The following is a 20,446-nucleotide window of genomic DNA, read 5'->3' as shown; positions in this document are numbered from 1 at the left end:
CCATTTGTACCCTCCCCCGCTGCTCATGCGGTCACGGTCCGCGGTGGTGGCGGCTCCGGGCCCCCGGCAGCCGGCCGCCCGGAGCCGCCACCACCGCTGCACCGCACGCCCCTCACCTGTCCCGGACCGTCCCGAGGCGCGGGGTGGGGCGGAACGCGTTGGCGCCGCGGTCCATCACCACCTCCGCCTCGGTGCCCGAGTCCATGACCGTGTTCGCGGTCGAGGCGGAGTCGACGTGCACCGTGACGACGTCCAGGGCCCGCAGGTCCGCACTCGACAGCAGCGCGCTGACCTGCGCCTCGAAGGCCGACTCCCCGCTGCTGCGGGCGACGTCGTGAGCGACGACGTGCGTCGTCGAGACGTAGTTCCCCCTCCCCGAGGCGAGTCGCACGCCGACGATCGCCTCGGGCCCTGCCTCCAGGGTGGTTGAGTCCACGGAGATCGACACGTGGTTGCCCACGATCGTGTTGTCGTTGCCCTCCACATGGATGACTCCGTAGGAGTCGTCGCGGCCGTTGGTCACCTCCAGGAAGGGCGCCCAGGGCTCGTGGTCCCGCAGCAGATGGTTGCCCTCGACGAGGTTCTCAGCGCTGTTGCCGGCGACGATGATGACCCCGGGGTAGAAGGAGTGGAGCCGGTTGGCGCTCACCAGGGAACGCGTCACGCCCGAGAGGTGAACACTGCTGTCACCCCGGGGGAAGACGTTGTTCGTGGCGATGAGCAGCCCGCCGTGGTTCTCCGCGTAGATCGAGTGTCCGTGCGGCCCGGCGCCGATGAGGTTGTCCGTCACCTTGGAGGCCTGCCCCCAGTCGAGCAGCTCGATGCAGCTGCCGCACTCCGCGATGAAGTTGTCGTGGATCGACAGGGCGTCGGCCTTTCTCATCGTGATGGCGTGCTCAAGGTAGACCAGCCCCATCTGGGAGATCCTGAACGAGTCATTCGGATCCCTGACGTAGATGCCGGTCCTGCCGTTCCGGTACGAGTTCTCCGGGTTCTCGCTGACACCGTCGGGACTGAAGTGGAGCCCGTCGATGCAGAAGCCGGAGAACTCGACCGAGCTGATCCGGGGACTGCCCTCGCGCGCAACCAGGAAGGCGGCGCCCGCGGCCTGGTCCCCATCGTCGTCGGGAGGCAGGTCCACGAGGACCCGGCTGCCTCCCGGCCACAGCTCGTGCAGCGCGTCCCACTGCTGCGGCGGGACGTTGTAGCGGATGCTCGAGGAGGTGAAGCCGTGCCCGGAGCCCTCGATCCGCAGATAGCTGATGTCGATGACCGCCTGCGTGCGCAGGTGGTAGTCACCGGGCGGGATGATGATGACGGCTCCCGGCCGTCCGCCGTCGTCCTCGTCCTTGGTGCTCTGACGGCGCTTGACGTCAGCGATGATGCTGTTGATGACGGCGCCGATGTCGTCGTAGGGGTCGCCCCCGGGCCACTCGGTCACGTCGTACCTGTTGGGTGCGGTCATGGCTTCCTCACTCCTCTCATAGGGACTGGCGGTTCACGTGCCGGTCAGCCCTTGACGGCGCCGAGCGTCATACCGGCGACGATGTGCCGCTGCATGAGCATCGTCAGCACGATGACGGGCAGCGAGTACAGGACGGCGAGCGCGGTCATGGCGCCCCAGTCCAGTCCGAACTGCGTCTGGAAGTTCGCAATGACGATGGGCGTGGTCTGGGAGCGGAAGGCGGTCAGGAGGAGCGAGAAGAGGAACTCGTTCCACGACGCGAGGAACGCGAAGATCGCGGTCACCGCGATGCCTCCCGAGGTCACCGGCAGCACGACGCGCCACAGGGCGCCCAGCCGGCTCGCCCCGTCGATCTTCGCCGCCTCCTCCAGCTCGACCGGGACGGACTCGAAGAAGCTGGACATGAGCCATACCGACAGCGGCAGGGAGATGGTCACGTGCGCCAGCGCCAGGGCGAAGGTCGTGTCGTACAGGCCGATGGACTGGAAGATCTGGACCATCGGCACGCCGACGGCGATCGGCGGCACCATCCTCATGACCAGCGCGAGGACGATGAAGATCCGGCCGTAGCGGGTGCGGAACCTGGTCACGGCGTACGCCGCCGGGACCGCGAGCACGAGGGACACGGCCGTGCTCAGCACGGCGGTCATGGCGCCGTTGACGAAGGAGGCGAGCACTCCCTCTCGCGACAGTGCGGTCGTGTAGTTCTCGATCGTCCAGTGGCTCGGCAGGATCCTGGGCGGGACCGCGATCGTCTCCAACGGCGCCTTGAACGACGTCAGAAGCATGTAGAGGAACGGGAACGCATAGAGCAGGACCGTCACGACCAGCACGACCCACAGGATGATCCTGGTCGGTGTGCGCTTAACCTGGAGGCCTTCCATCAGTTCTCCTCGCTTCCGGGCTTCCAGATGGCGAGCACCGCGATCGAGGCGACCACCATCATGACAATGAGGTAGAGGGTGCTCATTGCGCTCGCGAGTCCGGGATCGCCGAATCTCACCATCGTGCGGTAGATGAGCATGGACATGACCTCCGTGCTGTTCTGGGGGCCACCGTTGGTCTGGATGAGGATGACGTCGAAGGCGCGGGCGGCGTCGATACCGCGGATGATGAGCGCGACGGCGATAACTGGGCGCAGGAGCGGGATGATGATCCGGAACAGGATCGTCGGGGCGCGTGCGCCGTCGATCCGCGCCGCCTCGATGACGTCGCCGGGAATGTTCTGCAACCCGGCGAACAGGACGAGGGTCATGAAGGACGTCGTCAGCCAGATGTCGGGGATCGCCACCGAGAACAGGGCGATGTCCGGGTTGCTGAGCCAGGCGATGTCGCTGGCTGAGTCCAGGACCCCGACGCGGGTGAGAAGCTCATTGACGATCCCGAAGTTGTCGATGAGCAGGAACCGCCACAGCAGGCCCGCTACCACCGGGGCGATCATGAGCGGGTACAGGAAGACGGTCCGGAACACCCGCGAGGAGTTGCCGATGAGGGAGAACAGCAGCGCGACCGCCAGACCGAGGCAGAACTCGAAGAAGACGACGATGACGGTGTAGACGGCCGTCCGCCACGCGGCGTTGCGGAATGCCGAGCCGCCGATCGCCTTGGCGTAGTTGTCCAGGGCGACGAAGGCGCGCTGCCCGGTGACCGGGTCGATGTCGAAGAAGGAGTCCTTCACGAAGGACAGGAGCGGCCAGCCGACGAAGATGATGAGGAAGACGGTCGCCGGCACCATGAGGAGCGTGGCGAACTGCCGGTCAGTGACCTGGAGACCCTGACGGCGCGACCGCGAGGGCCGGGTCCGCGTGGGACGGGCGGGGGCGGAGGTGTCAGCCGACAATGTTCTCGACCCCCTTGCGCGCCTCGTTCAGGAGCTCGGCGTTGTCGGCGTCGGGCTCCATCGCCTTCTGGATCATGGGGATGAGCACCGTGTCAACGATCTCCTGCCACTGCGGCAGCGCCGGGCGGGGCAGGGTGGCCGGCGCGTTGAGCGTCTCCAGCAGGGGGCCGAAGTGCTCGAAGCCGGCCTCGTCCTGGCGCGCCTCCAGGGCGGAGATGCGCGCGGCCAGGCCCAGGCTGGTGTCGATGCTCAGCCCGTTGTGGTCGTAGGCGTACTGGATGAACGCGCGGGCCTTGTCCTGCTTGCGACTGCCCTTGGCGATCGAGAGGTACCACGCTCCGGGCACGCCCGCCGGGCCCGCTGCTCCGCCGATCATCGGCGCGACACCGACGTGTCCGGCGACGGGAGAGTCCTCGGGGACCTGCCGGTAGCCGTGCGCCCAGAAGCGCATGAGGGCGAGCTGGCCCTGGTTGAACAGGTTCTGTGCGCCGGCCCAGTCCAGCTGGGCTGCCCCGGAGGGCGCGTACGGCAGGAGGCTCGTGTAGAAGTCCAGGGCGGCGAGGCTGTTCTCGTTACCCAGGGACACGGTGCCGTCCGTGTCGACGACGAGGGTCCTCTCACCGGTCTGGGCCAGCGTGGCGAGCCACTCGGTCTCGACGGCTCCCTTGACGTCCGTGCCGTACAGGCCGCCGTCCGCCGTCTCACTGAAGTACTCGGCGACGTCGCGGTACTGCTGCCACGTCGTCGGGGGGACGAGGTCGTAGCCGTAGGCCTGCGCGAAGGAGGCCTGGTGCGCGGGATCCTCCAGCAGGTCAGTGCGGTAGTAGAGGATCTCCGCGTTGGTCCACGCGGGCATGCCGATGAACGTCCCGTCGGGTGCCGCCTCCTCGACGAGAGACGGGAAGAGGTCGCTCTTGACCTCGTCGGTGAACAGGTCGTCCAGCGGGACGAGAGCGCCACGGAACGCGGACAGCCAGATGGCGTCGAGAGCGGCGACGTCGAAGGACACGGCGTTGCCGTTGAGCTCGCTGCTCAGACGGTTGTAGAGGCCGTCGTAGGGCAGCTCGACGAAGGAGACGGCGGTGCCCGTGTCCGTCTGGAACTGGTCGGCGATGGGCTGGAGCTGTCCGTGCCCTCCCGCCTCGACCAGGACGGTGAGGGAGTTGCTGCTGGCGGACGACCCGCCTCCGCCGACTCCGCATGCGGCCAGCGTGGCCGCCGTGGCGAGGCCGAGGCCTCCCGCCAGGACGGTCCGCCTGGCGAGGTGCGCGCCCGGTGAGGATCCTCCTCCCCGGGGCTGTGGGGGACTGTTGCGAAGCATCGTCACTTCGCCTCCGATCTTCTTGCGACTGTGCAGATGGGGAGCAGGGCCACCCGAGTGTGACCCCGTACGCATGACAATACGTTTTGCCAAAACGTCGTGTCAAACCCCCATACTGGAACCAACGCCACCGGGGGCACGAGCCCTGCCGCATCAAGGAGGATGACCATGACCTCACGCCCGCGCATCCACTTCACCGCCACGTCCGGCTGGATCAACGATCCCCACGGACTGAGCGTCGTCGACGACCGCTACCACCTCTTCTTCCAGCACGTGCCGGCCAGCACGGTCTGGAGCCCGGCGTGCCGGTGGGGCCACGCCGTCAGCGACGACCTCGTCTGCTGGCGCGAGCAGCCGGTCGCCCTCGAGCCCGGCGACGGCGACGACGGCGTGTGGTCGGGCTCGATCGCCCGCGACGACGACCTGGGCCCACGCGCCTACTACACCTCCGTCCACGTGCCCGACTTCGGTATCGGCCGCGTTCGCGTCGCACGTCCCACGGACCCCGACTGGACGCACTGGGTCAAGGAGGCAGTCGTCGTCGACCTGCCCCCCGAGCTCGACGCCATCGCCTTCCGCGACCCCTTCGTCTTCCGGGACGCCGGCTGCTGGCGCATGCTCGTCGGCACGGCCCTGAGCGACGGGACCGCGGCCGCGGCCTCGTTCTCCTCGCCCGACGGCCGCACGTGGGCCTACGACGGCATCGCCGCGTCCCGGTCGGGCGCGCAGACGGATCCGGTCTGGACCGGGACCCTGTGGGAGTGCCCGCAGATGTTCACGGTCGACGGTCGGGACGTCCTGGTGACCTCGGTATGGGACGACGACGTCCTTCACTACGTGGTCTACGCCACTGGGCGCTGGGAGGACGGCCGCTTCCGCCCCGACACGTGGCGCCGGCTGACCTACGGCGAGAGCTACTACGCCCCCTCCTTCTTCCGCGACCGCCAGGGCCGGCCGTGCCTCGTCTTCTGGATGCGCGGCGCCCTCGACGAGCAGGCCGGCTGGGCCGGGGCGCACAGCGTCGCCTACTGTCTGTCGATGGTCGACGGCGAGCTGGTCATGCGCGTCCATCCCGAGGTCGAGGCGGCGGTCAGGGCCTGGGAGCCGGACGCACCGCTGCTCACGCAGTGGCGCCCCACCGACGGCGACCTGCGTATCGGTGACGGATCCGGCGCGACGACGGTCCTCCACCGCACCTCCACGGGCATCCGGGTCCAGCAGAAGGACGGCGCGTCCATCACCCTGCCCGTGGCCCCCACGACGACCATCGCACTCGTCGTCGACGGCCCCATCGTCGAAGTGTGCTGCGGGACCTGCGGATTCGCCGTCGCCGCTGGCACGGACCTCGACGTCCGGGTGCTGGACCCGGCACCCTCCGCCACGCCCTGAGACCGCCCGCGGACTCCGCCGGCCTCCTGGCGGGCCGGGCTGGCGGGGCGGGCTCGCTGCGCCCGACGGGAGGTGCACGCGACGCGGGCGGGGGAGTCGGGCGGGACAGTCGTCTGGGGCGGAGGGACGAGGGCGGTGCGACAGGAAGTGACACAATCGTCGTCGGCGCCGGCGCCGGGTTTCCGTAGACTGTCCGCGGCCCGCCGACCGGCTGGCCCATCCGCAGCGAGAAGGTGTCCCGTGCCCACCCACCCCCTGTCAGTCGCCGTCGTCGGCGCCGGCCCCGCCGGCATCTACGCCTCCGACATCCTGTCGAAGTCCGGACTCGACGTGAGCATCGACCTGCTCGAACGGCTCCCCGCCCCCTACGGCCTCGTGCGCTACGGCGTCGCCCCTGACCACCCGCGCATCAAGCAGATCATCGTGGCCCTCTACAAGATCCTCCAGCGCGGGGACATCCGGCTCATCGGCAACGTCGAGGTCGGCCGCGACATCTCGGTGGCCGAGCTCCACGAGCACTACGACGCCCTCATCTTCTCCACCGGCGCCGACACCGACGCCCCCCTCGACATCCCCGGCGTCGACGCCCCCGAGTGCTACGGCGGCGCCGACTTCGTCTCCTGGTACGACGGCCACCCCGACCACCCGCGCACCTGGGACCTGAGCGCCAAGGAGGTCGCCGTCATCGGCGTCGGCAATGTCGCCCTGGACATCTCCCGCGTCCTGGCCAAGCACGCCGACGACCTCATGACCACCGAGATCCCCGCGAACGTGGCCGCCACCCTCCAGCAGTCCCCGGTCACCGACGTGCACGTCTTCGGCCGCCGCGGCCCCGCCCAGGTCAAGTTCACCCCTCTGGAGCTGCGCGAGCTCGGCAAGCAGGCCGACGTCGACGTCCTCGTCGACGAGGAGGACTTCGAGTACGACGCCGGCAGCGAGGCGGCGCTCAAGGCCTCCAACCAGCAGCGCCAGGTGGTCAAGGCCCTGGAGGGCTACGCCATGCAGGACCCCGAGGACCTCACCGCCTCCCACCGCATCCACATCCACCTCTTCCAGGCGCCCGCGGCCGTCCTCACCGACGACGACGGGCACGTGCGGGCCCTGCGCACCGAGCGCACGCGCCTGACCGGGGACGGCAGCGTCACCGGCACCGGCGAGTTCCACGACTGGCCGGTCCAGGCCGTCTACCGGGCCGTCGGCTACGCCTCCAGCAGCATCGAGGGCCTGCCCTTCGACGCCGAGCGCCACGTCGTGCCCAACGAGGGCGGGCGCGTGCTCGGCGCGGACGGCGAGCCCCTGACCGGCCTGTACGCCACGGGCTGGATCCGGCGCGGCCCGGTGGGGCTGATCGGATCGACCAAGTCCGACGCCCAGGAGACCATTGCCAACCTCGTGGCCGACGCGAAGGCCGGCCTCCTGCACGCCGAGACCCAGGATGAGGAGCAGGTCGGCCACGACGCCCTCATCTCCCTCCTGGAGTCCCGTGGCGTGCCCTTCACCAGCTGGGAGGGCTGGGAGCTGCTGGACGCCTACGAGCGCGAGCTCGGCGAGAGCTACGGCGAGGTCGTCGTCACCGGCGGCGCGTCCAAGCCGCGCGAGCGCGTCAAGGTCGTCTCCCGCGACGCCATGACCGCCATCTCCCGCTCCACCGAGGTCCCCGAGGACCTCATCGGCCAGCCCGAGGACGACCGCGTCCCCGAGCGCGTCGCCGGCCGCCTGAAGGGCTGATCGGGCCCTCGCGCCGGTTCTGGTCGGGGCGCACCAGGTCCGTTCTCGGCCCATGCCACGTCCACCACGGAGGAGGAATCATGCGAATCGGTGTTCCCACCGAGATCAAGGACAACGAGTTCCGCGTCGCCATCACCCCGGCCGGCGTCCACGCGCTCACCCGGCGCGGGCACGCCGTGACCGTCCAGGCGGGGGCGGGGGAGGGCGCCGCCATCCCCGATGACGAGTACGCCGCCGCCGGCGCCGCCATCACCGGCGACGCGTCGGCGCTGTGGGCCGACTCCGAGATGATCCTCAAGGTTAAGGAGCCGATCGCCGAGGAGTACCCTCTGCTGCGCCCCGACCTGCTCCTGTTCACCTACCTGCACCTGGCCGCCGACCGGCCCCTGACCGAGGCGCTCCTCGCCCGCCGGGTCACCTCCATCGCCTACGAGACCGTGGCGACCGCCTCCGGCGCCCTGCCCCTGCTGGCCCCCATGTCCGAGATCGCCGGACGCCTGGCCGCCCAGGTGGGCGCGGACGCCCTGCTGCGCCCCCGCGGCGGGGCCGGGGTCCTGCTGGGAGGCGCGGCCGGCGTGCGGCGCGGCGCCGTCGTCGTCCTGGGCGGCGGCACCGCCGGCCTGGCCGCCGCGCGGGTCGCGGCGGGCATGGGGGCCGACGTCACCGTCCTCGACATCGACACGGCGGCCATGCGCCGCATCGAGGAGGTATCGAGCGGGGCCATCCGCACCCGCTTCTCCACCGAGCTCGACGTCGCCCGCGCCTGCGCCGGGGCCGACCTGGTCATCGGCGCCGTCCTCGTGCCCGGGGCCCGCACCCCGCGCCTGGTGACGCGCGAGACGGTCCGGTCCATGCGGCCGGGCAGCGTGCTGGTCGACATCGCCATCGACCAGGGCGGCTGCTTCGAGGACTCCCGGCCCACCACCCACTCCGCGCCGACCTTCGAGGTGGACGGCACCGTCTTCTACTGCGTGGCCAATATGCCCGGCGCCGTGCCGCACACCTCGACCTACGCGCTGACCAACGCCACCCTGCCCTACGCCCTCGCCCTGGCCGACGACGGCTGGCGCGGCGCCTGCCGGGCGCGGGCCGACCTGGCCCGGGGCCTGAGCACCCACGCCGGCGCGCTGTACACCGCCGGCGTCGGCGAGGCCCTCGGCCTGCCCACGGCAGACGTCGCCGACCTGCTCGCCTAACGCTGAGCGTTATTGACGGGACGCGTTAAGTCGGTTATCCTGTCAGTGTGATTAGGTCGTTCGCGAGCTATGACACCGAACGTCTATGGAGCCGATTGCACTCTCATGCGCTCGATCCGCGGATCGAGCGCACGGCGCTCCGCAAGCTCCGTCAGCTTGCGGCCGCCGTGTCTCTTAACGACTTGAGGCGGCCTCCGGGAAACCGGCTGGAGGCACTCAAAGGGGATCGGACAGGACAGCACAGTATCCGTATCAATGATCGGTGGAGGATCTGCTTCGTGTGGACCGACGCCGGCCCTGAGGAGGTTGAGATCGTTGACTACCACTGAGAGCGTCGACAGAATCGAGCCGATTCACCCGGGCGAGGTCCTCATGGAGGACTTCATCAAGGGGTTCGGCGTCACGCAGCACAGGGTCGCCGTCGCCATCGGGGTCCCGCCGCGCCGCATCAATGAGATCGTTCACGGGAGCAGGGGCGTCTCGGCGGATACCGCTCTGCGGCTCGGCCGGTACTTCGGCACATCGGCGCAGTTCTGGCTCAATCTGCAGAGCCAGTACGACCTTGACGTCGCACAGGACGGCCTTGCGGAGCAGATCGAGGCGATCACGCCGATCCAGGCCGCGTGAACGGCGGGGCGGCGGGCTCGCCCCGTCCTGAGCCGATCGATTCCAACAGGGTGCGGGCGGCTGTCCCCATCGACGCTCCGAGAGCTCCCGGAGGCCGACTTTTGAGGAGTCGTGGCACCCGGCGACCGATCTTCTGAGACATCACAGGTGCCCGGCGAGCGCCCCGAACCGATTTCGAGCCGGAAGTGAACCGATCTCGACGAAGGGGAACCGCGGCTCCGCCCCGCACTCGGTGCCACTCGTCTCGCGGGCGGTCCGGCCGCGTCCGCCGTGCAGCAGGAAGACGGCATCGACTCAGCCCGCACACAGCCGGCGTCCATAGACTACGGCCATGACCGGTGCCAACCACCACAACGGGCTCAAGACCGCCGTTCTCATGGGCGGCCTGTGGAGCCTGCTCCTCCTGTTCGGCTGGGTGCTCGCCAAGGGCACGGGGTCGTCGATCTGGCTGTTCATCATGCCGCTGATCGGCGTCAGCCAGACCGCCTACACCTACTGGAACTCCGACAGGCTCGCCGTGCGCTCCATGGGCGCCATCGAGGTCACCGAGGCCCAGGCCCCGGCCATGTACCGGATCGTGCACGAGCTGTCCGAGGCCGCCGGCCAGCCCATGCCGCGCCTGTTCGTGGCCCCGACCATCAGCCCCAACGCCTTCGCCACCGGGCGCGACCCGGCCCACGCCGCCGTGTGCTGCACCCAGGGCATCCTCCAGCTCCTCAACGAGCGCGAGCTGCGCGGGGTCCTGGGCCACGAGCTCTCCCACGTCTACAACCGAGACATCCTCACCGGCTCCATCGCCGCGGGCATCGCCGGGATCATCTCCTCGGCGGCCACCATGTTCCTCTGGTTCGGTGGCGGCGGGGGGCGCGACCGGGACCGTGACGGGGCCTCGGGCCTCGCCCTGCTCCTCATGGTGCTGCTCGCCCCGCTGGCCGCCAGCGTCACCCAGTTCGCCGTCTCGCGCACCCGGGAGTACGACGCCGATCACGACGGGGCCGTTCTCACCCAGGACCCGCTGGCCCTGGCCAGCGCCCTGAGCAAGCTGGAGTCGGGCGTCTCGCGCGTGCCCATGGGCAGGGACCCGCGGGTGGAGCCCGTGTCCTCCATGATGATCGCCAACCCGTTCGGGCGGGTCCGCAACCTCTTCTCCACCCACCCGCCCATGGAGCAGCGCATCGCCCGCCTGGAGCGGATGGCCGGGTACTGATGGCGGCTGCGAGCACGGGGCGCACGGTTCCCGACGCCGGTGCCCGCGGAGGCGGACTGCGGCCGCTGCTGGCGGTGGTCGGCGGTCTGCCCGCCGTCGGCAAGACCGCCGTGTGCCGCGCCCTGCTGAGGGAGCGGCGCATGACCTGGCTGCGCGTGGACTCCATCGAGCAGGCCCTGCGCGACAGCGGGGAGATGCTGCCCGGGGCTCCCGGCGGAGCCGGCTACTGGGCGGCCGCGGCTGTGGCCGCCGATGTCCTGCCCACCGGGGGAGACGTCCTGGTCGAGTGCGTCAACCCCCTGCCAGTCACCCGGCGCCTGTGGGCGCGGACGGCGGCCGGCGCCGGCGCCGCCCTCCTCGGGGTGGAGCTCGTCTGCTCCGATGCGGCCGAGCACCGCCGTCGTGTCGAGCAGCGGGTGAGCGACATCGACGGCCTGGTCCTGCCCGACTGGCGGGCCGTGCTCCGGCGCGACTACGAGCCCTGGCCCCAGGCCGACCTCCGGGCGGACACGGCCCGGGAGGCCCCGGCCCGCCTCGCGCGCACCGTCGTCGAGCTCTGCGACGCGGCTCGCGGCAGGGCCTGACGGGGCGGGCGGGGGCTCTCGTCGCGTGGTCGGGAACGGGGCCCGGTGCTGCTCAGTGCTGCGGCCCCAGGCACAGGACGATGTCGGAGGCCGGGCTGCCGCTGTACCTGCCGCTGTAGGGCAGGCGGCGCATGTGCCAGGAGTAGAAGAGGCCGACGTCGGCCGCCCCGGCCCGGGCGCAGAGCCCGGAGTAGTAGTCGAACCGGTCCTCACCGGAGGAAGGCCCTTTCTCAACGTCGTTGAGCACGGCGAGCACGGGGTGGACGCCCCCGTCGGCGCAGTCGGTCTTGACGGCCTTCTGCGAGACGGCCGTGACCGCCTCCAGCGTCACGCAGTCGCCGGTCTTCACGCTGTTGACGGCGGTGTCCGGGGCCGTGTCGGTCTCGGCCAGGCAGACGAAGTCCTTGCCCGTGTCGTAGACGGTGTCGGTCCCGGGGAAGAGCGCGCACGCCGTCGCGGTTTCCGCACGGCCCGTCACCCGGTGGGCGGCGTCGGCGGAGCTGCAGTCGGTGATAGAGGACTCGGGGTCGGATATCAGGACGTTGGTGACGCAGCTGCCGGCTCTCGCGTTCTCGATGGAGCGCTTGGCCGAGTACGTGGACGTGGCCCAGATCATAAACTCGCAGAACGCCGCCATGAGGCCGATGACTGTCACCAGGACTGCGAGGACGATCAGCCACACCCGTCTGCGCGCCCGCGGCGGGCCCGCCGCGGGCGCGCAGACGGGTGTGGCTGCTGCAATGCCGGGTACGCCTGCGACGACGGCTTTGGGGAGGACGGATTCATACGAGGACCTCCAGCGCTGACGGCAGGCCGATCGGGGTGGGACCGACTCGTGAATACTAACCGGCGGCGGGGCGACGCGTGCGATCGGGTCGTGCCGGTGAGGCGGGATCAGCCGGGGAGCATGGTGAGATGAGGGCGTGAGCAGCTCTTCGACGTCGTCCGCGCTCCCGGGCCCCGAACGGGCGGGCGGCCTCGCCCCGCCCGGCGTCGACCTCGGCCGCCGCATCCGGGCCGCCGCCGAGGCCGGTGGTCTGCGGGGCGTTCCGGCCGGCCCCGCCCAGGTCGAGCCGCTCGGGAGCGGCGAGAGCTACACGGCCTGGCTGGTCCGCTCGGGCTCGACGGCGAGAGTGGTGCGCGTTCCGCGGCGCGAGCCCCACCAGATGCCCCGGCCCATGGCCGCGGAGCTCGCCGTCCTCCAGCGCGTCCCGGCCCGGCTGGGCACGAGCGCCGTCGCCGCGGAGACCGGCACCGACAACATCCTGGGCGTCCCCTACATGGTGGTCACCCACGTGCCCGGCCGTGTCCTGCGGGCCCGGGACTGGGGGCCGGGTCCGGCTCGCGCGCTCGCGGCCCAGATCGCCAGGCTCCACCTCGCCCTGGCGGCTCCCGACGCCGCCCCCGCGCTCCCGGACGCCAGCGCCTCGGGGCCCGCTCCTGTCCCGACCGCCTCCCGGGAGGGGCGGACCCTCCTGTCCTGGTGGCGCGAGCACCACCCGCGCACCCTCCGCGATCCGCGGGTCGTCCCCCTTCTGGATCCCTGGCGCCGGGCGCTCGAGCGCCTCGATCCTGCCTTCGAGGGCGTCCCGACCCACCCGCTCATCCACGGGGACGCGGTCCTGACCAACATCATCCTCGCCCCCGACGGAACGCCCCGGTTCATCGACTTCGAGTGGGCGGGTCCCGGCGACCCGGCCAAGGACCTCGCCCTCATCGGCGGGCGGGTGGTCGGCGGCCCCTGGTACACGCCCATGGGACGGCCCGAGATCGCCGCCTTCGTGTCTGAGTACGCCGGGTGCCTCCGGCGCCTCGGCGCGGAGAGGGCTCACAGAGGTGCGGTTCCACAAGCGCGCCCGCGCTCCGGGAACCGGCCGACCTGGGAGGCCGACGCCCGCACCGCCGACCCGCAGCGGCTTCTGGCTCGGCGCGACGCCTGGGAGCTGCTCGACCGCCTGCCCAACCTCCTGTACTGCCTCAGCCTCGCCGGGCAGAGCCCCCGCTACGCGCACTGGGCCGACGACCTGGCGGCGGGCCTGGGCGCGGTCCTCGCGGCCGGTCGTTGATGGGTGACCGGGTGCCCGGCTTCGCGGCGCGGAGCGCTCGGAGATGTCGCAGGAGGCGTGCGACGAGCCCGACCGCCGGCGGGCCGGCGCCTCCCAGCACCAGGGTGGTTGCCGCCCGGTCACCGACGCGTCGGGGGAGCGGCCCCTGCCAAGGCACGCCACGGCCTGGCCGGTCTGGCGGAGCGGCTCGACGGCGTGGACGGGAGGCTGACGGTCACCTCGCCGGCCGGCGGCCCGACCCGGGCGGAGGCGGTGATCCCGTGCGCGCCCTCGCCATTCCCCGCCTGCTTGCGCCGGGCGCCTTCTACTGGGGGTCCTTGCCGGCCAGGATGAGGGAGACCTCGTCGTCGGTCAGCGCGTAGCCGAGGTAGGTGCTGTAGAAGTCCTTGACCTTCTGCTCGATTGCGAGGTCGGCGAAGAGGTCCGGGTGAAGAAGGTGAGAGGCCCACTGCACCTGGAGGAGCTCCTCGACCCCGTAGCGGTCCCAGCCGAAGACGCCCTTGGGGTTGACGTAGACCTTCTTGTTCTGGACGGCCTTGATGCTCGCCCATGTCGAGTCGGACAGGATCTGCTCGACCTCGCCCGCCTTGCCGGTGATAATGACGTCGGGGTTCCAGGAGAGGATCTGCTCCGTGGTGAACTGGGCGTTGGCGTCGCTGGTGGGCGAGTCGACGGCGTTCCTTCCGCCCGCGGCCTCGATCCAGGTGTCGATAATGGTGCCGGTGCCGTCGAGGTTGGTCGTGTAGACGCTGTTCCCGTGCATGACGGTGGGGCGGTCGGCGTCGGCCAGGCTGTCCGTCTTCGCCTTGACGGCGTTGACGACGTCGTCCAGCTCGGTGTTGTACTTCTCGGCAATGCCAGGGGCGTCCCCGCCGAAGACCTGGGCGGTCAGGGCGATCGACTGCTTCATCTCCTCGTAGGTGGAGAAGGCGCAGCTGACCAGCGGGATGCCGACCTCGGTGGCCTTGTCGCGCAGCGTATCCTTGGAGTCGAAGATGACCTGCGGGCCCAGGGCCACCAGGTCCTCGAAGTTGAAGTCGTCGCCGAATGTCGAGGTCGCCTTGGACATGTTCGGGCAGACCTTGTACATCCAGGGGAACTTCTTGGGGTCGCAGTGCGTGGCGACGAGGCCCTCGGCGCCGGTGAGCATGATGGTGACCTCGTTGTGGGCGTACCAGCCGTCGGCGTAGGCGGTCGGGTTGAGGGGGACCTCCACCTCGGTGCCGGTCATGTCGGTGACGGTCTGGGTGGCCGAGTCCGTGGAGGGGGACTTGGATCCGCAGGCGGCCAGCAGGCCCAGTCCAGCGGCGCTGCCGACGCCGAGGCCGGCGAGCCTGAGAATATCGCGGCGGGAGAGGGCCGTGGGGATGTGCGCGGTCATAGGAGCTCCGATTGGTGGCGGTGCAAGAGACTCATTGTGACCCTAGTCGCAAATGCCTCACGTTTCCAGAAAATGTTTTCGTGGGCACGAAAAATGTGGCACGGGTTTTCTTATCTGCGTTGAGTTCTGGGCGGGCTCACCGGAGAGTGCGGTGCGCCGCCGTGCTCGTCTGTCTGGCGGCTCGCCGCTTTTCGCGCTCCGGGCCGGCGGGTGCATCTGGGCCGGCGTTGCGGCCGCGAGCGGTCGCTCACCGGGCCGGCGGGTGCCAGGTGAAGGCCTGAGGGCCGCTGGCCGGTGGTGGCAGGGCCGGCGGCCCGCACGCGCGCGACAACCCCGGCAGCCCAGATGGCGCGAGTGGGGCCGGGGACGCGGCACCCCACTCACTGCCGGGTGGCGCCGGCCCCGACCGTCTGCGCACGCGACGTCGCGCCAGAACCGATCTCGATACGGAAATGAACCGATCTCGGCGAAGGCTCTCCCGCATCCACGTCAGCGTGCCTGCGTCGCCCGCCCCGCACCAGCTACAGGGGGCGCAGCGAGGGCACGCAGGTGCGCGTGGGGAGACCGTCGTCGTCGACTGTGTCGATGACCCGCACGCGCGTGCCGTATGCCTCCCGCAGGTTCTCCTCGGTGAGCACCTCGTCCACCGGCCCGGTCAGGATGCGCCGCTCGCGGGTCAGGAGCACGGCGCGGGAGGCGACCATGAAGGCGTGGTCCGGGTTGTGCGAGGTCATGACCACGCCGTGGAGCTCGTCGGCGAGACCGCGCACGGTGGCCAGCACGGTCGCCTGGTTGCGCAGGTCCAGGGCCGCGGCCGGCTCGTCCATGACGAAGATCGCGCCGTCCTGGACGAGGGCCCGCGCAATAAGGGTCATCTGCTGCTCGCCGCCGGAGAGCTCGGTGAAGGGCCGCTCGGCCAGGTGGGGGATGCCCAGGCGCTCCAGGGCCGCAGCCGCGCGTGCGCGCTCGGCCGCAGGCGGCGAGCTGAGCAGGCCCAGACGCGAGGCACAGCCGGTCAGGGCGACGTCGAGCGCCGTGAAGGCGAAGGGCGGCTCGTGAAGCTGGGGCACATAGGCGATGGCGCGGGCCATCTCACGGCGCGACAGCGCCGAGCGCAGCCGGCCCGCGATCCTGACGGTGCCGGCCACCGGTGCCAGGTGGCCGAGCAGGGTGCGGAAGAGCGTGGTCTTGCCCACCCCGTTGGGACCCAGGAGGCAGAGCACCTGGCCGCGGCGCACGTCGAGGTCGATGCCCTCCAGGACCGGTCGGCCGCGGTAGCCGCAGGCCAGGCCGCGCGCGGAGATGGTGACGGGCGCAAGGGGCTCTGCGGGTGCGCTGGGGTCCTCAACCGCGCCGGGACTCCCGGTCGCCCCGGGCGTGGCCGGCGTCTGCTCGTCGCCGGCGGGGCCCTCGGGCCGGGGACTCATGAGCGCGCCCCTCGCTGGCTGCGCAGGAGGATGACGAAGAACAGCGGCGCACCGATCACGCTGGTGAGGATGCCCAGTGGGATCTCGGAGGGCATGACCGTGCGGCAGGCGGTATCGACCAGCATGAGGAAGGCGCCGCCCAGGACGACCGACAGGGGCACGACGATCCGGTTGTCGGGCCCCGCGATGAAGCGCACAAGGTGCGGCATGATGAGCCCGACCCAGCCGATGACGCCCGAGATGGCCACGCTGGAGGCGGTCAGCAGGGTGGCGCACACAATGCAGGTCGCACGCAGCGCGGCGACGTTGACGCCCAGGGACTCGGCCTCCTCCTCGCCGAAGGCGAGCGTGTTCAGCCGCCACCGCAGCGCGATGATCGGAATGAGCCCGACGACGAACGGGACGGCGTACAGCGTCAGGTCGGACCAGGTCACCTTGGCGATCGACCCCATGAGCCAGTAGGTGATCTCCGGCAGCTTCGAGTCGGGATCGGCGGTGTACTTGACGGCGGAGACGAAGGCCTGGAAGAGGGAGGAGACGATCATGCCGCACAGAACCAGCAGCAGGACCTGGCTGGTCCCCCGGCCGATGCTGCGCGCCGAGGCGTAGGTGAGCAGGACCGCGATGACCCCGCCGACGAAGGCTGCGGCCTGCACCCCCGAGCGGCTCACCGAGACGAGCAGCGCGAGCGCCGCGCCGAAGGAGGCGCCGGTGCTCGCTCCGAGGATGTCGGGGGAGACCATGGGGTTGCGGAACAGCCCCTGGTAGGCGGCGCCCGAGACGGCGAGCGCCGCCCCGATCATGGCGGCGGCCGCGACCCGGGGCAGGCGCACCCCCATGACGATCGTCCTGCTCGCCAGCTGGACCCCGCCGTCCCCTCTCAGGGAGCGGGCCAGGACGGCGATGACCTCGCCGGGGGAGAGCATGGCCCGTCCTATCGCCAGTGCGGCGATGGCAGTCGCGGCAAGGAGGACGAGGCCGAGCGTCAGAAGCAGGACTGGGGGCGGCCGACGGCGGGTCGAGGGCAGGCTGTAAGCGGTCATAGTGAGTCCCGGGGTTCTGGGTCGGTGAGCGGTCGCGTGAGGACTTGAGGCAGGCTAGCGTCATGGTGGCAGCGGCGGTTCCACAGCGTTGCGGGCGTCCGAAACCTGGAAAAAGGTGGCTCCCACGCACTTTTAAACACCGACCCCACCCCGACCTCGTCGTGGAGCCGCGGAATCACGCCGATTTCTCTCGGACCCGGTGTCGCCGACCGCCTTAAAAGTGCGTGGGAACCACCTTTTTGCCGTGCAGCCCCGCTCGGCCTCGGGGCCGAGCGCCCAGATGACGGCCCCAAGGGGACGGGCGTCCCCCTGCTGCTCGGCTCGTGCGTCCGCCAAGTCGGTCCCGGTCGTGGCTGGGCTCGGACGGCGGCGCGGTCGCGCCCACCCCGTCCGGGCCCGCGGCACTCCGGGCGGAATGCGAACGCGTCTTCCCAACGTCGACGCACCGTTGTCGCGCCCTGCCGATTTTCGGCGCGCGCTCTGCTGCGGCCCCGGCGCGCACATCCTCCGGCGCGCGCCTCCCGGCGTCGCGACCGGACTCGCGTCTCGGCTCGTGGCCGTGGCCCTGCGCTGCGCTCGGGGCTGGGGCTGTTCGGGGTGGTATGAGACCGGGCTGCACACGGCAGAGCGGGGCCTTCGCGGAGCCAATGCGGTTTCTCGTTGGAACTATGCAGATACTCGAGGGTGGTCAAGATTGGTTGGCGGGCTCCCGTGCGCGTTGAGGGAGGTCTGCGCACGTGGGGGCGGTGTCGTGGTCGCAGCGGAGATCACTTTCCGGGTCGCAGCGGCATCCGGCGGGCGCCTGGCGCGGGCGCCCCGAACCGATCTCGGTGCGGAAGTGAACCGATCTCGATGCGGAGTACGACCGATCTCGGTGAAAGGGTCGGCGCGAGGGGCGGTACAGGGGGCGCGGCATGTGACCAGGCCCCTACGGAGAACGATGGCGCGGGCCGCCGTCGGCTTGCTACTCTTCGACGGCATCGCGCGGCGCCTGGCCTCAGGGCGGTGCGGAGCACGGCGGGTTGCCCGAGCGGCCAATGGGAGCTGACTGTAAATCAGCCGCGTAAGCTACGGGGGTTCGAATCCCTCACCCGCCACCATGACCGCCCTGCTGCGGCAGGGCGGCCAGAGCCGCCCCGCGGGGCGGTGCCGCAGTGAGCGAGGACACGCGGGCCCGGATTGCCACGGTAAATCCAGTCCGCATAGGATCTCGTTCGTTGCCCCGATAGCTCAGTCGGCAGAGCGTCTCCATGGTAAGGAGAAGGTCAAGGGTTCGATTCCCTTTCGGGGCTCTGACGCTTGTGGGGCTCCCAGCCCCTCCTGTGTCGGTATGGCGAGGTAGCTCAGCTGGTTAGAGCGCACGACTCATAATCGTGAGGTCGAGGGTTCGAGTCCCTCCCCCGCTACGCAAGGTTCGAGCAAGGCGCCCACCGGCTCGAGGGTCAAATCAGAGGAGAGACGCGTGGCCAGCAAGTCCACCGACGTTCGCCCCAAGATCACTCTGGCTTGCTCGGAGTGCAAGGAGCGCAACTACATCACGAAGAAGAACCGTCGGAACACCCCCGACCGGCTCACGATCAAGAAGTTCTGCGCGCGCTGCGGCAGGCACACCGAGCACCGCGAGACCCGCTGAGTCCTCCCTCGGCGGCCGGCGCAAGCGGCTCATGAACGTCATCGACCCCGTCGACGAGCAGTCGGCGGGGCTTTGTCGTGCCCTGAGGCCCGTCCTCGCCACGGCTCTCATCCGCGACCCGGCGGCGGCCGCCCGCCTGGGGGTCGACGCGATTCTTCCCGCCGTCGTCGCTCTGCGGGCTGTGCAGCGGGCACCGCAGACCCGGGGCCGGCACGACCTGCTCCACCGGCGCTGCCGAGTCCTGCCGGCCGTCGGCGCCGACACGGCGACCGGTGCAGCGACCGTCAGAGTCACGGAGCGCGCCGGCTGGCAGCTCGTGCGGGCTCGCATTGAGGTGGGGCCGAGCCGTGCGGGACGACGATGGCCCGGTGGCGCCGTCGTTGTGCACGACCTCGCCCGACGCCTCGACGACGACGAGCCCACTGGCGCCGCCCCGCTTCGCACCCCGGTGCCGGCCCCGTCCGCAGGTCGCACCCCGGATCGTGGCGCGCGGCCGCCCGGGGCTGGTCGTGCGGTGCGCATAGGCGCCCTGGACGTCGCCGCGTGGGCTGAGGCCGGCGGCGACCGCGGCCGCGTGCACACCCTTCCGGGGGCCGCCCGGGCGGCGGGGCTGCACGCCGGAGCGGACGACGTCGTCGCCCACGGGCTGCTCCTGGCCGCCGTGAGCCTCGCCCTGGTCCCGGCCGGGAGCGGCGCCGTTGATGCGCGTATGCCGGCCCCTCTGCCCGTGCCGGCTGCCGGCGCCGCAGCGGTCCGACGACCGGATGCGGCACCAAGCGTGTGCGTGCTCGTCGACGGGCGCACCGGCGAGCTCACCGCCGGCGGGCGGTGCGTTCTGCGCCGCCGGTGACGAGGAGCACGTCCCCCTCCCGACATCCGAATGATATACAGAAAGAGATACAATTAGGTTGTTCAATCCTGAATGACCGGGTCGAGCGGGCACCACCCGTGGAGCAGCTGGAGGATGACAGAGGATGACAACGGCCGGGGCGAGCGGTGCGATCGCGGGAGTCTGCGGCCAGGAACCGTCGCCGGCATGCGGCCAGGGGGCCGCTGCTGCCGAGCCTGCTGAATCCGCTGAGTGCGCCCGCCCCCTTGATGCCGTGGAGATGCAGGCGTGGAGGGCCTTTCTCGCCGCGTCGACATCGGTGGCCGCCGTCCTCAATCGCGAGCTCGAGGCCGGTGCCGGTATCTCCATGCACGAGTACGAGATCCTCGTGCGCCTGTCGGAGGCGGCCGATCGTCGGCTGCGCATGTCCACACTGGCCGACCACGTCTCCCACTCCCGCTCGCGCCTGACGCACACGGTGGGCCGCCTGGAGAAGGCGGGCTACGTCGAGCGCACCTCGTGCGCGGCGGACAAGCGCGGCGTGTACTGCCGGCTGACCGAGGCGGGCCTGAGCTTCCTGCGCGCGGCCGCTCCCATCCACCTGGGCGGCGTGCGCCGCCACGTCCTCGACCGCTTCACCCGCGAGCAGCTCGTCACTCTGACCGGCTTCATGGCCGCGCTCGTCGAGGACGAGGACGCCTGAGCTCTCA

The 20,446-nt window shown here is 70.8% G+C and carries 19 protein-coding genes and 3 tRNA genes; 14 read left to right on the top strand and 8 right to left on the bottom strand.

Translation table 11 applies throughout. The features are described from left to right. Positions 1–112: 112 nt before the first annotated feature. From O145_RS09360 to O145_RS09345, 4 genes are read right to left on the bottom strand one after another with little or no spacing between them, the layout of a single operon-like run. Positions 113–1,465, bottom strand: a complete 1,353-nt coding sequence (locus O145_RS09360; protein ID WP_043562413.1) for a NosD domain-containing protein — start codon at positions 1,463–1,465, stop codon at positions 113–115. Between the two features lie 44 nt (positions 1,466–1,509). Next, complete coding sequence (locus tag O145_RS09355) at positions 1,510–2,349, bottom strand: carbohydrate ABC transporter permease (RefSeq protein WP_043562412.1); 840 nt, start codon at positions 2,347–2,349, stop codon at positions 1,510–1,512. Next, positions 2,349–3,305 (bottom strand): carbohydrate ABC transporter permease, encoded by a 957-nt coding sequence (locus O145_RS09350; RefSeq protein ID WP_229118479.1) that lies wholly within the window; start codon positions 3,303–3,305, stop codon positions 2,349–2,351. Before O145_RS09350 ends, O145_RS09355 begins: the two co-directional genes overlap by 1 nt. Further along, positions 3,295–4,626 (bottom strand): ABC transporter substrate-binding protein, encoded by a 1,332-nt coding sequence (locus tag O145_RS09345; protein WP_084682513.1) that lies wholly within the window; start codon positions 4,624–4,626, stop codon positions 3,295–3,297. The genes O145_RS09350 and O145_RS09345 overlap by 11 nt, the downstream gene beginning before the upstream one ends. 168 nt (positions 4,627–4,794) lie before the next feature. Here O145_RS09345 and O145_RS09340 point away from each other — a divergent pair, with 168 nt between their 5' ends. The 7 genes from O145_RS09340 (at position 4,795) to O145_RS09315 (ending at position 11,357) form a co-directional block, all read left to right on the top strand. Continuing rightward, positions 4,795–6,015: a glycoside hydrolase family 32 protein gene (locus O145_RS09340; protein WP_052374918.1), complete on the top strand. Its 1,221-nt coding sequence runs from the start codon at positions 4,795–4,797 to the stop codon at positions 6,013–6,015. Between the two features lie 240 nt (positions 6,016–6,255). Beyond that, complete coding sequence (locus O145_RS09335) at positions 6,256–7,743, top strand: FAD-dependent oxidoreductase (RefSeq protein ID WP_043562411.1); 1,488 nt, start codon at positions 6,256–6,258, stop codon at positions 7,741–7,743. Positions 7,744–7,823: 80 nt separating this feature from the next. After that, positions 7,824–8,939 carry an alanine dehydrogenase gene (gene ald / locus O145_RS09330; RefSeq protein WP_043562410.1) on the top strand — a complete coding sequence of 372 codons (1,116 nt, stop codon included), beginning with the start codon at positions 7,824–7,826 and terminating at the stop codon, positions 8,937–8,939. Between the two features lie 47 nt (positions 8,940–8,986). Further along, positions 8,987–9,268, top strand: a complete 282-nt coding sequence (locus O145_RS17335) for a type II toxin-antitoxin system RelE/ParE family toxin (protein WP_084682507.1) — start codon at positions 8,987–8,989, stop codon at positions 9,266–9,268. Beyond that, entirely contained in the window at positions 9,246–9,566 is a 321-nt protein-coding gene (locus tag O145_RS09325) for a HigA family addiction module antitoxin (RefSeq protein WP_229118478.1), read from the top strand. Before O145_RS17335 ends, O145_RS09325 begins: the two co-directional genes overlap by 23 nt. Before the next feature lie 331 nt (positions 9,567–9,897). Beyond that, positions 9,898–10,773, top strand: a complete 876-nt coding sequence (gene htpX / locus O145_RS09320; protein WP_043562408.1) for a zinc metalloprotease HtpX — start codon at positions 9,898–9,900, stop codon at positions 10,771–10,773. Next, entirely contained in the window at positions 10,773–11,357 is a 585-nt protein-coding gene (locus tag O145_RS09315) for a P-loop nucleotide/nucleoside kinase family protein (RefSeq protein ID WP_229118477.1), read from the top strand. The genes htpX and O145_RS09315 overlap by 1 nt, the downstream gene beginning before the upstream one ends. A 52-nt stretch (positions 11,358–11,409) precedes the next feature. Here the strand turns inward: O145_RS09315 and O145_RS09310 are convergent, their stop codons facing one another. Then, entirely contained in the window at positions 11,410–12,039 is a 630-nt protein-coding gene (locus O145_RS09310) for an LppU/SCO3897 family protein (protein WP_043562407.1), read from the bottom strand. 241 nt (positions 12,040–12,280) lie between these two features. Between O145_RS09310 and O145_RS09305 the strand changes: the two genes are divergently transcribed. Then, positions 12,281–13,423, top strand: coding sequence for a phosphotransferase family protein (locus tag O145_RS09305; protein ID WP_084682506.1), 1,143 nt, complete (start codon positions 12,281–12,283; stop codon positions 13,421–13,423). 304 nt (positions 13,424–13,727) lie between these two features. On the opposite strand, the gene O145_RS09300 is transcribed toward O145_RS09305, so the two are convergent. From O145_RS09300 to O145_RS09290, 3 genes are all read right to left on the bottom strand, one after another. After that, positions 13,728–14,804, bottom strand: coding sequence for an ABC transporter substrate-binding protein (locus O145_RS09300; RefSeq protein WP_043562406.1), 1,077 nt, complete (start codon positions 14,802–14,804; stop codon positions 13,728–13,730). Between the two features lie 521 nt (positions 14,805–15,325). Next, positions 15,326–16,231, bottom strand: a complete 906-nt coding sequence (locus O145_RS09295; protein ID WP_084682504.1) for an ABC transporter ATP-binding protein — start codon at positions 16,229–16,231, stop codon at positions 15,326–15,328. Next, positions 16,228–17,274: a FecCD family ABC transporter permease gene (locus tag O145_RS09290; RefSeq protein WP_052374916.1), complete on the bottom strand. Its 1,047-nt coding sequence runs from the start codon at positions 17,272–17,274 to the stop codon at positions 16,228–16,230. The genes O145_RS09295 and O145_RS09290 overlap by 4 nt, the downstream gene beginning before the upstream one ends. A gap of 1,016 nt (positions 17,275–18,290) precedes the next feature. On the opposite strand from O145_RS09290, the gene O145_RS09285 reads away from it, so the two are divergent. The 6 genes from O145_RS09285 to O145_RS09260 all read left to right on the top strand — a co-directional run bounded on the left by O145_RS09285 (position 18,291) and on the right by O145_RS09260 (position 20,439). Continuing rightward, positions 18,291–18,374, top strand: a tRNA-Tyr gene (locus O145_RS09285). A 119-nt stretch (positions 18,375–18,493) separates the two neighbouring features. After that, positions 18,494–18,566, top strand: a tRNA-Thr gene (locus O145_RS09280). A 40-nt stretch (positions 18,567–18,606) separates the two neighbouring features. After that, positions 18,607–18,680 (top strand) — tRNA-Met (locus O145_RS09275). A 56-nt stretch (positions 18,681–18,736) separates the two neighbouring features. After that, entirely contained in the window at positions 18,737–18,907 is a 171-nt protein-coding gene (gene rpmG / locus O145_RS09270; protein ID WP_043562405.1) for a 50S ribosomal protein L33, read from the top strand. A 31-nt stretch (positions 18,908–18,938) separates the two neighbouring features. Further along, positions 18,939–19,757 (top strand): hypothetical protein, encoded by an 819-nt coding sequence (locus tag O145_RS09265; protein WP_043562404.1) that lies wholly within the window; start codon positions 18,939–18,941, stop codon positions 19,755–19,757. Positions 19,758–20,016: 259 nt separating this feature from the next. After that, positions 20,017–20,439: a MarR family winged helix-turn-helix transcriptional regulator gene (locus O145_RS09260; RefSeq protein WP_052374923.1), complete on the top strand. Its 423-nt coding sequence runs from the start codon at positions 20,017–20,019 to the stop codon at positions 20,437–20,439. The last annotated feature ends 7 nt before the right edge of the window (positions 20,440–20,446 follow it).

Source organism: Actinomyces israelii DSM 43320 (genome assembly GCF_000711965.1).
Classification (GTDB): Bacteria; Actinomycetota; Actinomycetes; order Actinomycetales; family Actinomycetaceae; genus Actinomyces; species Actinomyces israelii.
Note: the sequence above shows the minus strand (reverse complement) of the source record. Positions and strands in the feature narration are given on the sequence as shown.

Excerpts from the sequence above, each read along its gene's own strand:
- O145_RS09360 (WP_043562413.1), bottom strand. The coding sequence starts at position 1,465 with ATGACCGCACCCAACAGGTACGACGTGACCGAGTGGCCCGGGGGCGAC.
- O145_RS09355 (WP_043562412.1), bottom strand. The coding sequence starts at position 2,349 with ATGGAAGGCCTCCAGGTTAAGCGCACACCGACCAGGATCATCCTGTGG.
- O145_RS09345 (WP_084682513.1), bottom strand. The coding sequence starts at position 4,626 with ATGCTTCGCAACAGTCCCCCACAGCCCCGGGGAGGAGGATCCTCACCG.
- O145_RS09340 (WP_052374918.1), top strand. The coding sequence starts at position 4,795 with ATGACCTCACGCCCGCGCATCCACTTCACCGCCACGTCCGGCTGGATC.
- ald (WP_043562410.1), top strand. The coding sequence starts at position 7,824 with ATGCGAATCGGTGTTCCCACCGAGATCAAGGACAACGAGTTCCGCGTC.
- htpX (WP_043562408.1), top strand. The coding sequence starts at position 9,898 with ATGACCGGTGCCAACCACCACAACGGGCTCAAGACCGCCGTTCTCATG.
- O145_RS09315 (WP_229118477.1), top strand. The coding sequence starts at position 10,773 with ATGGCGGCTGCGAGCACGGGGCGCACGGTTCCCGACGCCGGTGCCCGC.
- O145_RS09300 (WP_043562406.1), bottom strand. The coding sequence starts at position 14,804 with ATGACCGCGCACATCCCCACGGCCCTCTCCCGCCGCGATATTCTCAGG.
- O145_RS09295 (WP_084682504.1), bottom strand. The coding sequence starts at position 16,231 with ATGAGTCCCCGGCCCGAGGGCCCCGCCGGCGACGAGCAGACGCCGGCC.
- O145_RS09290 (WP_052374916.1), bottom strand. The coding sequence starts at position 17,274 with ATGACCGCTTACAGCCTGCCCTCGACCCGCCGTCGGCCGCCCCCAGTC.
- O145_RS09265 (WP_043562404.1), top strand. The coding sequence starts at position 18,939 with ATGAACGTCATCGACCCCGTCGACGAGCAGTCGGCGGGGCTTTGTCGT.
- O145_RS09260 (WP_052374923.1), top strand. The coding sequence starts at position 20,017 with ATGCAGGCGTGGAGGGCCTTTCTCGCCGCGTCGACATCGGTGGCCGCC.